At 53.0% G+C, this 12496-nt stretch carries 11 protein-coding genes; 2 read left to right on the top strand and 9 right to left on the bottom strand.

The genetic code is table 11. From position 1 onward, the window contains the following. Positions 1 to 736: 736 nt before the first annotated feature. From A7P97_RS04980 to A7P97_RS04945, 8 genes are all read right to left on the bottom strand, one after another. Positions 737 to 1513: a ferredoxin--NADP reductase gene (locus tag A7P97_RS04980; RefSeq protein WP_067530631.1), complete on the bottom strand. Its 777-nt coding sequence runs from the start codon at positions 1511 to 1513 to the stop codon at positions 737 to 739. A gap of 203 nt (positions 1514 to 1716) precedes the next feature. Next, positions 1717 to 2364, bottom strand: a complete 648-nt coding sequence (locus tag A7P97_RS04975) for a thermonuclease family protein (RefSeq protein WP_067530630.1) — start codon at positions 2362 to 2364, stop codon at positions 1717 to 1719. A gap of 4 nt (positions 2365 to 2368) precedes the next feature. Then, positions 2369 to 2962 (bottom strand): RdgB/HAM1 family non-canonical purine NTP pyrophosphatase, encoded by a 594-nt coding sequence (rdgB, locus tag A7P97_RS04970; RefSeq protein ID WP_067439028.1) that lies wholly within the window; start codon positions 2960 to 2962, stop codon positions 2369 to 2371. Next, positions 2959 to 3228 carry an NGO_0222 family membrane protein gene (locus A7P97_RS04965; protein WP_067530628.1) on the bottom strand — a complete coding sequence of 90 codons (270 nt, stop codon included), beginning with the start codon at positions 3226 to 3228 and terminating at the stop codon, positions 2959 to 2961. The genes rdgB and A7P97_RS04965 overlap by 4 nt, the downstream gene beginning before the upstream one ends. Before the next feature lie 361 nt (positions 3229 to 3589). Then, a complete protein-coding gene (locus A7P97_RS04960; protein WP_082887606.1) occupies positions 3590 to 4288 on the bottom strand; it encodes a LemA family protein in 699 nt (232 codons plus the stop codon). A gap of 257 nt (positions 4289 to 4545) precedes the next feature. Then, entirely contained in the window at positions 4546 to 5676 is a 1131-nt protein-coding gene (gene bamC, locus A7P97_RS04955; RefSeq protein ID WP_067530627.1) for an outer membrane protein assembly factor BamC, read from the bottom strand. A gap of 42 nt (positions 5677 to 5718) precedes the next feature. After that, positions 5719 to 6594, bottom strand: a complete 876-nt coding sequence (gene dapA, locus A7P97_RS04950; RefSeq protein ID WP_067446890.1) for a 4-hydroxy-tetrahydrodipicolinate synthase — start codon at positions 6592 to 6594, stop codon at positions 5719 to 5721. Positions 6595 to 7012: 418 nt separating this feature from the next. Beyond that, positions 7013 to 8743 carry an ABC transporter ATP-binding protein/permease gene (locus A7P97_RS04945; protein WP_067530626.1) on the bottom strand — a complete coding sequence of 577 codons (1731 nt, stop codon included), beginning with the start codon at positions 8741 to 8743 and terminating at the stop codon, positions 7013 to 7015. A 126-nt stretch (positions 8744 to 8869) separates the two neighbouring features. Between A7P97_RS04945 and A7P97_RS04940 the strand changes: the two genes are divergently transcribed. Then, complete coding sequence (locus A7P97_RS04940; protein WP_067530625.1) at positions 8870 to 9115, top strand: CsbD family protein; 246 nt, start codon at positions 8870 to 8872, stop codon at positions 9113 to 9115. Positions 9116 to 9214: 99 nt separating this feature from the next. Here A7P97_RS04940 and A7P97_RS04935 read toward each other — a convergent pair whose 3' ends face one another. Then, on the bottom strand, positions 9215 to 11440 hold the full coding sequence (locus tag A7P97_RS04935) for a TonB-dependent siderophore receptor (RefSeq protein WP_067530624.1): 2226 nt from the start codon (positions 11438 to 11440) through the stop codon (positions 9215 to 9217). A 326-nt stretch (positions 11441 to 11766) separates the two neighbouring features. Here A7P97_RS04935 and A7P97_RS04930 point away from each other — a divergent pair, with 326 nt between their 5' ends. Next, on the top strand, positions 11767 to 12273 hold the full coding sequence (locus tag A7P97_RS04930) for a disulfide bond formation protein B (RefSeq protein WP_067530623.1): 507 nt from the start codon (positions 11767 to 11769) through the stop codon (positions 12271 to 12273). The last annotated feature ends 223 nt before the right edge of the window (positions 12274 to 12496 follow it).

Genomic DNA, 12496 nt, shown 5'->3' with positions numbered 1-12496 from the left:
TATGCCTGAGCGGCTTAAGCTTATACTCGCCAACTCACATCACAAAGCATGTTAATCCGCTACGAAGGCCGCCTGAAAGCAAAGCTTAAACAAAATAAAAACAAGTAAAACAAGTCCCGCTAAATTTCTCAAGTTCTCCCCTTCTATGTCTGATAAAACATGAAGACTCCAGTCGACGTCTACTAACACTGCCGCACCGATTCCCACACCAAACTGCCCTCTTGGCTAGACAGTAATAACGAAGAATTACGTTATGCTGTAGGTGTCTACAATTTCTACCTATCCGCGAGCTACCTGTCATTTAATCGAAAACTTTCTTGTTCACCAGCTGGACAACACTGATCATGAAACTGCATCTTGGGCATAGTTTTCATTCAAGCAACATATCCCACCCTACACCAATTCTGCTATTTGCTCTACTTTACTGCACTTGCTCGACAGCGTACCGACAAGCAACCTGTTCTACTACGACATCACCGCCAACCTGATTACATGCGGTGAATCCATCGTGCTGCCTTTACTGGTGCGGGATGAATCGATAACCATATTGCCGATACGCTGGAAAACAGCACTGATTCTGTATTTGCCAAAAGCAGACAGCAGCTGATAGAGAGCCCATTTCTCACACAAGGCAGCAATCCATCCGTCCTCAAAGGTTACCGGAAATTTTAGCTTCGCAGAAACTTCGCCTCGCTGCGTTTTCAGATAGCCTTTTCTTCACTAAAATACTCAAACTTTATTGGTCTACAAACGCACGCTCAATCAGATAATCGCCGCGCTGCCCCATTTTGGGCGACACAGTTAAGCCAAAGCTGTTGAGCACATCACTGGTGTCTTTGAGCATGGCCGGGCTGCCACACAGCATAGCACGGTCGTCTTGTGGGTTAATCGGTGGCAGGCCGATATCTTCGAACAGTTTGCCGCTCCACATCAAATCGGTGAGACGACCTTGATGTTGAAATTCCTCACGAGAAACAATTGGGTAGTAAATCAGTTTCTCACGAATCATTTCACCCAGGTATTCGTGATTAGGCAGCTCTTGGGTGAAGCGATCGTAGTAGGCGAGGTCTTTTTTATAGCGCACACCGTGCACGAGAATCACTTTTTCAAACTGCTCATACACTTCCGGATCTTTGGTGATGCTTAAAAACGGGGCAATACCAGTGCCGGTTGAGAGCAAATAGAGATGTTTACCGGGATTTAAATCACCACAAATCAGGGTGCCGGTGGGCTTTTTGCTGATGAGTACTTCGTCGCCAACTTTGAGGTGCTGCAGGCGGCTGGTGAGCGGGCCATCCGGCACTTTAATGCTGAAAAATTCGAGATGCTCTTCCCAGTTGGCGGAAGCCACGCTGTAGGCACGCATCAGGGGCTTACCGTCCACCAGCAGGCCGACCATGACGAATTGGCCGTTTTCAAAGCGCAGGCTGTCGTCGCGGGTGCAGGTGAAGGTGAAATAGGCGTCAGTCCAGTGGTGTACGGACAGGACTTTTTGTGTGTTGAAGGCTGCCATATTGTCTTTCTGAATAAAGTTAACCCGCACGGCGGCGGAAAAATCTGTAAATTATAGCATTGTGTTGGCAGGGATAGGTGGTTTTATTGCGAACGATTTTGATTAAGCAGATGCCTGGTTTTGGCAAAGCTTATTCCATCCGTTTTTACTTTGTTGCAACCTCGTTTTAGCTTCGTTGAGGCTCACATTTTCAGGTGGCCTTTTCAATGCCAATACTGTTGTGGCTGCCGATGACGAAACTGCCACGGTGCCTGTGGAGAAGCTTGCCGCCACAGACCGAGCCGCTGGTTTTTGGCTTGCACCTCAGCTTCCGCATAAGCGGCATATTCGGCCTCGCTCTGCCATTCGCGGGCGTAGCGGCGATAGTGCCAGGCGCAGCCGTCGGCCACCTGCTGTCGGTTGATATCCTGGCCATTTAGGCGGATTTGTGCCACTTTGCGGCCGTAGCGGTCGGTATCCACGATTTCGGCCTGTACTTGTCGATGCAGCACTTGTTCGGCCAAACGGTCGCGGCAGGCTTTGCCCTGGGCTTGCTCCAATTCCGGCGCATCGATGCCGGCAAGGCGGAGTTTATGCCGTTGACCGGAGCGGTGGTCTTGCAGATGTAGCGTATCACCGTCCCACGCACGAACCACTTCGCCGCTAATGATGTTGTTCCTAGCAGGTTCGGCACTGGCGGGCAAGGTAGAACAGGCGGCCAGCAGCATAGCGTAGCCGGCCATGCCGATTTTGACGAAACCTGCTGCATTAGTTTTAGCTCCGCAAAAACTCACTGCGTTTGTTTTGGCAAAATTTACTATATTTATTTTCAGGTAGCCTTTGACCTGCAGAATGGGTAACGGGTGTTTCATGCTGTTAAAATCCGGCACGGATTTTTTCTGCCAGTTGCCGCAAAGCTTGAGCACGGTGGCTAAGTTGGTTTTTGGTGTCTGGTGCAAGCTGGGCGGCAGTTTGCTGCAAATCGGGTAGGTAGAAATGTGGATCGTAGCCGAAGCCGTTGCTCCCGGCGGCCTGTTCCTGCCATTGCCCGTGCCACACACCTTCTGCAATCAGCGGCTGCGGGTCATCGGCGTGGCGCACTAAAACCAGCACGCAAACGTAATACACGGCGCGGTTGGCCTGCGCAGCCAAGTCAGCACTCAGTTTGGCGTTGTTGGCAGCATCAGAACGCAGCTCCTCTCCGGCATAGCGTGCGGAGAGCACGCCCGGTGCGCCATTTAGGGCAGGCGCGCAAATACCGCTGTCGTCAGCCAGTGCGGGCAAATCGCTATGTCGGCTGGCATGCCGTGCCTTTGCCAGCGCGTTTTCCACAAAACTAACATGCGGTTCCGGGCATTCGGGCACGGCAAAATCCGACTGGGGACATACCTGCCAGCCGAGTTTGACAAACAGAGTGTTGAATTCACGCAATTTTCCGGCGTTGGTACTGGCTAATACTAATTCTTTCACGATACCTCCTTACCTGTCGGTTTAGCTTCATTTTCTACCTGCTGTGAAACAGCCTGCTGCATCTGTTGGGCGACCAGCTGTTTTTCGCGTAAAAACTTGGCCAACGAAGCCATCTGCCCGGCCATGCACAAGAAGGCGGCCAGGAAACAGGCTACGGCTGCGGCGGTGTATTTCAAAATAAATAACACATTGCCCGCGAGCAGCAACAGGATAAATAGTATCGTGAACAGCGCGGTAAGTTTCAGGTAGCGTCTGGTTTTATTCATGGCAATATGCGGTAGAACTAGGAAGATTTAATTGGAATAATTGAATTTCAAGAATTTTATGACTGAAGTAATTATTGCCTATATTAAAAGGCAGCAAGCTGCAGATAATACGGCAATAGTACGGCAAATTGAGCCAACGAATTAGGATAGTAAAGCACCTTAGCTATAGGAACAATAGAACAAAATCACTAATCCAATTTTGATTCTGTTAAATATGGCACTTTCAGGTAGCCTGAATCACTAATTGTTTCAATAAATAAAAGATTAGCTGGATGCTGCTTATCTTATTCCAGTTTCGTGACAGCCCATGTTTTCAGGTAGCCTGAAGGCTACCTGAAAGTGTAAACGACCAATCTTTTATTTATTGCGGCGGAACGTTTGGCTGTTCGGTATCCTGCGATGCCTCATTTTGTACTGACACATCCTGCTGGAGATCCGTCACATCGGGCTTATCGCCATATTGCTGTTTTAGCTGCGATACACCTTCTTTGGCTGCCCGTGTTGCGTGTTCGGATGCCGATTTAACCGCCTGTGCGCTGCTGCCAATAATTTTTTGCAAGCATTCGGTATCGTCGCGGGCAAAACTCTGTGCCTGTGCATCAAATTTTTCATCATCGCTGTTGAAATATTCCACCGTGCCAAACGACAGCTTCTGCGCCACCAACACGGCGGGGAAGGAGTTGCGGTAGCTGTTGAAACGGCGCACGCGGTTGTTGTAGCTTTCACGACGCTCGAGAATTTCATTTTCCAAGCGCTCCAGCTGCCCCATCAGCTTTTGATAGGTGGCATCAGCTTTCAGTTGCGGAAACGATTGCGCCATAGCCATCATCTGTTGGGTATTGTTAGCCTGAGCTACTTTAAGTTGCGTGATCTGCTCGTGTTCCAAATAGCCGGATGCAATTTCGATAATCTGCCCACTGAGCTGCTGGCGTTTTTTCAAACCAGCCTGCAAATTGGAAAACCCTTCGCGAATACTCTGCATACTGCTTTGCAAGGTGTTGTAAACCTTAACCAGCCAACCGATGGCAACGGCAACAATAATTAGCAAGAACAAAAGCATGTGTGCAACTCCTGAATGATGGTCGAAAATAAGGAAACGAATGCGGCGTATTGTAACAGTTCTCTATTTGTTTTTGTTTGCCATAAAGGCTTTCCAAGCTGCCTGGCGAGCGGGATAAGGCTACCTGAAAACTATCGGCATAGTTGGATTCAGGAAAAACAGCCTCTTGGATACAACAAACTTTCAGGTAGCCTTGAATACAGACAATAAAGAAGCAGCCTTTAATCTGCATTAAAGGCTACTTTCTCATTGTGCCATCAGCGCAGTTCGTTATACAGGCGGCTCAGCCAAGTTTGTGCATCCGCGCCTTGGTAGGGGCTGCCGTCTTTGTTGGATAACACCAATTGGCTGCTGTTATTGCCCTGCGGCTGCACAGCCACCACAAATTCAGGCTGTGCCTGCGGTTCGGCGGGTTTGCTGCTGCGGCTGCCGAATAGGCGGCTGAAGAAGCCAGGCTTCTCGGTGCGCACGGCTTCTCCTTCGGCAGGAGCCTCCTGAACCAAATAGGCTTGGCGTTGGGTGTTTTGGGCAGTAACGCTCAGGCCGATGCGGTCGAGCGCAAGGCCGACACGACGCCAATTGCGGGCTTGATTACCACGCAAAATCAGGCGGCCTTTTTCCAGGCTGGCCAAATCGCCGTTGCGCGGGGCGGCAGCCTGCCGCTGTTTTAGCGCTTGCTCAATTTGTTGTTCGTCGGCACCTAAATACTGCATGAAGCGGCCGAGCAGCGTAGCTTCTAAAGCGGTATCGCGCTGTGAAGGCTGCCACATGGTGGTGTCTTTGTTGCGGTCGGCATAAGTTTCCTTCATGCCACGATGAGTGAAGAATACATCAGTACCACCTTTGCTGTTGCGCTCGAGGCGGATGGTGAATTTGTCGCGCTCGCCGGTGGAATATACACCGCCCAGGCCGACGCGTTCAAACAGGCGGCGCAGGCCGTCTTGCGGCAGTTTGGCGCGATTTTCCGCCCAATCGGTTTCCATCAGGCCGATACCCGGCTCTTCACGGGCAATCACGAAGCCCTGCTCTTGCCAGAAAGCGTGCAAGAGCGGCCACACTTCGGCTGGGTTTTTGTTGGCAATGTTCAGCCAACGCTCACCACCTTCTCGCTGCATGGTGATGTTTTTCACCTCAGCCAACACCGGCGAACCCGCTTTGTTGGCAGCAGCCTGCTGGCTACGGGCAACATCGCTGGCCCGCACTGAGCCGCCAGCGGGCAGGTTGTATATATTGCCTTGCGAGGGGTTGTCTAAATCGGGCGGTACTTCCAAGCTCACCACTTTGCGGTTTTCAGTTTGGTAGTCTAGCTTTGGCGTTTCGGTTTTAGTGGCGCAACCGGCCACCAGGCTGGCCATCAACAAGGCGGCGGGCAGTTTGAATACGTTCATGCAGCTATGTCCTTCAGGGTTGAAACTTGTAATTAAATCCAATTAAATCAGTTGCAGTTTTTGCAGTGCGGCGCTCACGCGTGCCTGGCCGGTTTCGCTCAGGCTTACCATCGGCAAGCGCACGGCACGGCCGCACAAGCCTAGTTTTTCCAGCGCCCATTTCGGCGCGGCAGGGCTGGGCTCGCAAAACATTTCTTGATACAGCGGCACCAGTTTGGCGTTCAGCGCACGGGCTTCGGCCAGATTGCCGGCTAGCGAGGCACGGCACATATCGGAAAACAACTTGGGCGCCACGTTGCCGGCCACGGTAATCACACCGTGTGCGCCACACAGCATGGCTGCCATGCTGGTGGGGTCATCGCCAGAATAGATGGCAAAATCTTCGGGCACGCGGTTAATCAGATCCACCATGCGGCCAATGTCGCCACTGGCTTCTTTGATGCCGATGATGTTAGGGATTTCAGCCAAGCGCAGCACGGTGTCGTTATTCATGTTAACCACGGTGCGGCCAGGCACGTTGTACACAATCATCGGAATATCCGCCGCTTCGGCAATAGCAGCGAAGTGGCGGTAGATGCCTTCCTGCGGCGGTTTGTTGTAGTACGGCACCACAGAGAGCGTGGCATACGCGCCGGAGCCAACTGCCGCTCGGGACAGCTCGATGGCTTCGCTGGTGCTGTTCACACCGGTACCGGCAATCACCGGAATGCGGCCGTCGGCAAATCGGATAGCCGCCTCAATCACTTCAATCTTTTCCGGCACGCTGAGCGTGGTGCTCTCGCCGGTGGTACCAACAGCGACAATGGCATCAGTGCCGTTGGCAACGTGCCAATCAATCAGGTGTTGGAATTGTTCGTAGTGGACACTGCCATCTTCACGCATCGGAGTAATGATGGCGACAAGACTACCGGTTAGCATGGCTCAACCTTTATTTGGAGGGTGGTCGAAAACGGGACGATTGTAGCCTATTTTGCCGGCTTGTGCGAAATATTGCATAGATTAAAACTTGCTTGCCGGAATTGTCTCCCAAGTGCTAGCAATATGGATTTAGCAAACAGATTGAGTATGATAAATGAAGGCATTAACTGCTTTCAGGTAGCCTCCACTAGGCAGCCATCACTGAGAAAATTTGGGCAACCGACTATATTCTTGCTCTTAGTAAACCAGCAGCCATTCGCTGAAAGCTAGCCAGAAACAAGATTTCAACGCGGTTAAAACGAGCGTATATAGTGGAGTTCGCCAGACTTTAAAAGAAATCGGTAAAACCAAATATCGTTACAACAATGCCGAACCACGGCAATAGAAAGGCTACCTGAAATTTCAAGTAGCCTTTGTTTCAAGTGGTGCCCTCTGCCTCGCAAACCGCCATTTCCCCTTCCATAAATCCAGCCAAATCCACCCTTCGCTCAAACAGTTCCTGAATCCGTGCCTGATGGCTGATACCGATGCACAAGACATCCGGCAAGCATTGGCGCAGAGTGTGCATGAGTTCGGCGGCGGAAGTGTCGTCCAGCTGGTTGGTGGCTTCGTCCAGAAACAATACATCGGGGCGATGCAGCAAGGCGCGGGCAAGGCTGAGGCGCTGCTGTTCGCCACCGGAGAGGATGTTGTGCCACTCGTGTTCGGCATCGGGATCGAGCGCGGTCAGACGCGGCAGGCCAGTTTGCTTCAATACTTGGGCGATGGCGGCATTATCAGGTGCGGCAGCGTATGGGTAGGCGAGCACGTTGCGCAGGCTGTCGTGCGGCAGATAGGGGCGTTGCGGCAGAAACAGGCTGCGGCCTTGGATGGCGAAACGGCCTTGGTAATACGGCCACAGCCCGGCAAACGTGCGCAGCAGGGTGGATTTGCCGATGCCGCTGCGGCCTTCGAGCAGCAGCCATTCGGGGGCGCGGGCGGCGAGCGAGAGGCCGTGCAGTAGGGTACGGCCGTCTGCGGTGTGGAGGGTAAGGCTGTCTGCTTTGAGTGCGGCGGTTTGTCCGGATTCGCCGTCGCTATCATGTGCGGGCTGCTTTTGCGGTACGTCGCCCAGTGCGTTCAGGGCTACCTGAAAACCGTCCAGACGTTCCACCACGGATGCCCATTCGATGATGCGTTTGTAGTAATCCATAAACCAGCCGAAGCCGTCCTGCACGTTGGAAAACGCGCTGCGGGCCTTCATCATGTCGCCGAAAGTGAGGGTATGCGCCAGATACATGGGCAGGGTGGCGATGATGGGGATAAACATGGAGAGGCGCAGATAGGCGGCGGAAAAGGTTTCCAGGCGCAGTTCGCGGCCGATGAGCTCGCGCCAGTTGCGGCGCACGGCTTCAAAGCGGCGGTTCAGGCGGCTTTGTTCGGCCGCTTCGCCGCGATAGAGGGCGATTTGCTCGGCATGGTCGCGCACGCGCAGGAGGGTGGCGCGGTAGTCGGCTTCGCGGTGCTGGCGTTCCACGTTGAGCGGCTGGAGCTTGCGGCCGATCAGGTGGGTGAGCAGCGTGCAGGCTGCCGAATAGGCCAGCGCCACCCACACCAGATAGCCGTGCACCGTGATGTTTTGCCAGAAAATTTTGAAGGTTTGCACACCGGATAGTTGCCACAAAATCACCACGAATGCGCCGAGTTTGGCGGCGTTCATGATGAAATATTTGAACAAATCGATGCTTTTTTCCGAGAGCAGGAAGATGTCTTCGGCAATACGCTGGTCGGGGTTGTCCGGTCCGCCGCCGTGTTGCAGCTGCAGGCGGTAGTGGCGGCTGCGGCCGAGCCATTGCCGCTGGAACTGCTGCGTAAGGTGGCTGCGCCAGCGGAACAGTAGGATTTTGCGCAACCAGTTGCCGAAGGCGACCAAGGCGGTCACCAAGGTGATATACAGCAGATATTCGCCAACCAGTACGGGCATGGCGGCGCTGTTGAAGGCGGCGAGCGCATCGTAAAACGTTTTGTTCCAATCGGTAATCAGCACGCTGACGCGCACGATGGCGAGCGAACAGCCGACCACGGCAGCCAAAAGCAGCCATTCGCGCCATTGGCTTTTGGCAAACCAAAACGGGGCGGCAAGACGGAGGAAACGGCGGAGGGTTTTCACGGGGCTACCTGAAAATGGGATATGGATAATATTTGGATGGTAAAGCAAGGTTAATCGGTTTTACTTGCAAAGCAAAAAAGGTTTATAGTCTCAACTATTAATAGCACACAACCAAGGAGTATTTTTATGAGCAATTTCGACGATATCGCAGGCAAAGTGAAAAAAGAAGTGGGCGATGCCATCGGCAGCGGCAAACTGCAAGCCGAAGGCCTGATTCAAGAAGGCGTGGGCAAAGCTAAAGAAGCCATTGCCGACGTGGAAAAACAAGCGGCCGATGTGCTGGAAAAAGGCAAAAAATCCGCTGAAGAGCTGATGAGCGAAGCCAAAGGCAAAGCCGAAGGCCTGATCAACGACATCAAAAGCAAGTTCTAACTGAGCAAACGGCACGGCAAACCGCTCTGCCCCACGCCGCCGAACAGAGGCTACCTGAAAATTTTCAGGTAGCCTTTTCTCTTTGCCTGCGCGGCGGGATTACAGCTTCCAATCGAATTTCAGCATGATGTTGCGCGGTTCGATCAGATAGTTGTTGATGCCGTTCTGCCGGGTTTTCTGGTTTTCATACACGCGCCGGTCGGTCAGGTTGCTGCCAATCAGGCTGAGCTTCATGTTGTCGTTGAAGCTGTATTGCACATTGGCGTTAAACAGCGCATAACCGCCCTGCTTCACATTGGCCAGGCTGGAGGTTTCGCTTTGTGCCGTTACGCCGCCGCCAATCGTCCATTTGTTTGCCGCACCGGGCAGGCGGTAGCTGGTGTAGAGGCGGAACATATGGCGCGGCGTGTGTTTGCTGAAATTGGTGCCCGCAGGAATCGCACCGCGGTTTTCGGCATCCAGATATTTGCTGTTGTTCAGCGTGTAGCCTGCAAACAGCTGCCAATCGTCCGTCAGCTTGCCGGAAATTTCCATATCCACGCCGCGGCTGCGCACACGGCCCACCGGCTCGTTATACCAGCGCGACATGATATTGTCGTACACCTGCACGCTGCGGTTTTTCTGCACGATGTCGAACAAGGCCACGGAAGCATTCAGCTTACCTTCATACCATTCGCCCTTCCAACCGATTTCGTAGTTACTGCCCAATACCGGCGGCAGATAACGCTCGTAGCGGTCTTTGCTGCCGTTGGGCTTGAAGATGCTGGTGTAGCTGGCGTATACGCTGTGATGCGGCGTGATGTCGTAAGTGATACCGAAATACGGAATAAAACGATGATGGTTGCGCTCGGTAACACTATCCGGGTCATTATCGACCGTACCGCCGGTGTAGTGATAGTCCACCACAGATTTGGTGGTCATATTGGTGTAGCGCGTGCCGGCCAAAATGTGCAGCTTTTCGGTGGGGTTGAAGCGTGTACCGGCCATTAAGGAATAACTGCGCTCGGTATTATCGTAGTCCCACAACATCCACGGTGTGCCGGCATACCAATCCGGCTCGGCCACTTCGTTGCCCTGGAAAGAAGACGGGTCGTAAGACCGAAGATGTCGGAACTGGCGGCGTTCGCCACCGCCGCTTTTGTGGTTGTAGGTATAGCCGAAGAACACATCGTGTTCCTGCCCCAACAGGCGGTATTTGCCGTTCAGATTGGTTTTGATGGTGAACTGCTTTTCGTTGCGGTCATACCGGCCGAGCCAGCCGGAAGGCAGAACGCCGCCGGTTGTCCAGCCCGCATAGGAAGTACTGCCGCTGTAAATGCCGCCGTTACGTTTCAAAGAATGGTTGTTGTTGTAATTGAGCGTGCCGGTCAGTTTCCAATCATTGGGAAAATAGTGCTCCAATTCAGCAAACAGATTGATTTTACGGGCTCTGTTGCGGCTCCAATCATAGCTGAGGAAAGTGTCGCGTGGCAGGCCGGAGTCGCTGCCGTTCACGCCCATCGGAATACCCCAGTCGTCGGGCGTGGATATTTTGCGCTGATACAGCCCGCCCCAAGTTAGCTTGGTATTCTCACCTAACTGTGCATCCATCACGCCGTATAAGGTGAATGTGTTCCCTGCCGCACTGTCTTTGAAACTGCCGTCTCTACTTGCCACGCCCACCACGCGCCCGCGCAGGGTTTGCGCTTTATTCAGCGGTCCGGAAACATCAATCGTGGTACGGGCGGTGCCGAAGCGGTTAAACAAAACATCGCCTTGTATTTGGCGCAAAGAGGTCGGGCGTTTGCGCACGGCATTGACCGTGCCGCCCGGCTCGCCGTTGGCTTGGGTAAGCCCCGTGGCACCGCGCACCACTTCGATATGATCGTACACTGCCAAATCAGTAGCAGATTGTGCATCGTACATGGGGTTGGCTACTGCGCCGGGTACCACGCTGCTGATGCCGTCTTCCTCAATCTGGTCGATATAGAAACCGCGCGATTGGAAGCGCGCTGTGCCGGTATCGCGGATAACGTTGATGCCCGTCGTGGTTTTCAGCGCATCTTCCATACTGGTGATGCCTTGGTCGCTCATCTGCCGTTTGGTAATCACGCTCACCGACTGCGGCGTTTCCTTGGGCGACAGCGAAAGCCCCGTGGTGGTACGCATGGTGGAGGTGGTGTAGCTGTTTCGGTTTTCGGTGCGGGTGCTGCGGTTGCGGGCGGTGATTTGGATGCTTTCCAATTCGGCGCTGCCGCCTTCATTTTCGGCAGCATTATCGGCCCATGCGGGCGCGGTAGCGGCCAGCAGGGCGGCGATAAAGGTGGGTTTGAACGGGTGTTGCATGATTTCCCTTTGATAAAGAAAGTAAACATAGATAATTTTTCAAGGCGCGATTATAGTCTTTTACAACCTAATACAAATGAATTTGATAATTCTTAACAACAAATAGAGTGCAAATACCATATGCAACGCAAAAAGTTTGGTTGTTGGCCGGATACTCCCTTCTTCGCTGTTGCCGAATAACAATGATGCACTCTCCTGAAAAATGTGTCCTTCAAAGCGGCGTATCGGATAAGCTTATTTTTCAGGTAACCTTTGCCGTTTGGTGTTCCCCGGCGGCGGGTTTATAATATTGCTCCTTAATTTTGCAAGCCGGACGAAAGCAGATCATGATTGGTTCTTATCGGAAAATCCTGTTGGGCATTTTTGCCGTGGCGGTGGTGTGCACGGCGATGTCGTTGTATATGCAGTATGGGCGGGGTATGGACCCGTGCGTGATGTGCATTATCCAGCGGGTGTCGATTATTTTCGTGGGGCTGCTTTCGCTGCTCTCCATGCTGTTGCCGCTGAAACGCCGCTGGGCGCGGACGGTGGCGGCGATGCTGGTGAGTATTCCGGCGCTATGGGGCGGCTGGACAGCCATCAGCCAGCTGCATCTGCAAAGTCTGCCCGTAGACCAGCAGCCTTCCTGCGGGGCGCCGTGGACTTTCCGCTTGCAGGGTGCGCCGCTGTTTGATTGGTATGAGCCGATTATCCGCGGCTACGGCCAATGCGGCACAGTGGAATATTTCTTGAGTGTGCCGTTTGCCTGGTGGTCGCTGCTGGCTTGTGCGTTTATCCTAGTCGGCCTATGGGGCGGCTGGTGGGTGATGCGCCATCATGAAATAGCGGAATAGAAGTTTTCAGGTAGCCTGTTGCAATATGCAGGCTACCTGAAATTTGGGGATTGATTGAATGGAAGGCTGGCTGAACATTTCAGGCAGTCTTAATGCGTGCTAATCCAATTATTGGCCGGAATACCAGCATTGCAATCCAATCTATACAACACTTGGCTACAAACATACTCAAAGGCTACCTGAAATTTTTCAGGTAGCCTTTGCCTTTACTCCTATGCAACAG

The sequence above is a fragment of the Eikenella sp. NML070372 genome (assembly GCF_001648415.1).
Classification (GTDB): domain Bacteria; phylum Pseudomonadota; class Gammaproteobacteria; order Burkholderiales; family Neisseriaceae; genus Eikenella; species Eikenella exigua.
Note: the sequence above shows the minus strand (reverse complement) of the source record. Positions and strands in the feature narration are given on the sequence as shown.

Coding starts and splice junctions, on each gene's coding strand:
- A7P97_RS04980 (WP_067530631.1), bottom strand. CDS start 1,513: ATGGCAGCCTTCAACACACAAAAAGTCCTGTCCGTACACCACTGGACT.
- A7P97_RS04975 (WP_067530630.1), bottom strand. CDS start 2,364: ATGAAACACCCGTTACCCATTCTGCAGGTCAAAGGCTACCTGAAAATA.
- A7P97_RS04965 (WP_067530628.1), bottom strand. CDS start 3,228: ATGAATAAAACCAGACGCTACCTGAAACTTACCGCGCTGTTCACGATA.
- A7P97_RS04960 (WP_082887606.1), bottom strand. CDS start 4,288: ATGCTTTTGTTCTTGCTAATTATTGTTGCCGTTGCCATCGGTTGGCTG.
- bamC (WP_067530627.1), bottom strand. CDS start 5,676: ATGAACGTATTCAAACTGCCCGCCGCCTTGTTGATGGCCAGCCTGGTG.
- dapA (WP_067446890.1), bottom strand. CDS start 6,594: ATGCTAACCGGTAGTCTTGTCGCCATCATTACTCCGATGCGTGAAGAT.
- A7P97_RS04940 (WP_067530625.1), top strand. CDS start 8,870: ATGAGCAATTTCGACGATATCGCAGGCAAAGTGAAAAAAGAAGTGGGC.
- A7P97_RS04935 (WP_067530624.1), bottom strand. CDS start 11,440: ATGCAACACCCGTTCAAACCCACCTTTATCGCCGCCCTGCTGGCCGCT.
- A7P97_RS04930 (WP_067530623.1), top strand. CDS start 11,767: ATGATTGGTTCTTATCGGAAAATCCTGTTGGGCATTTTTGCCGTGGCG.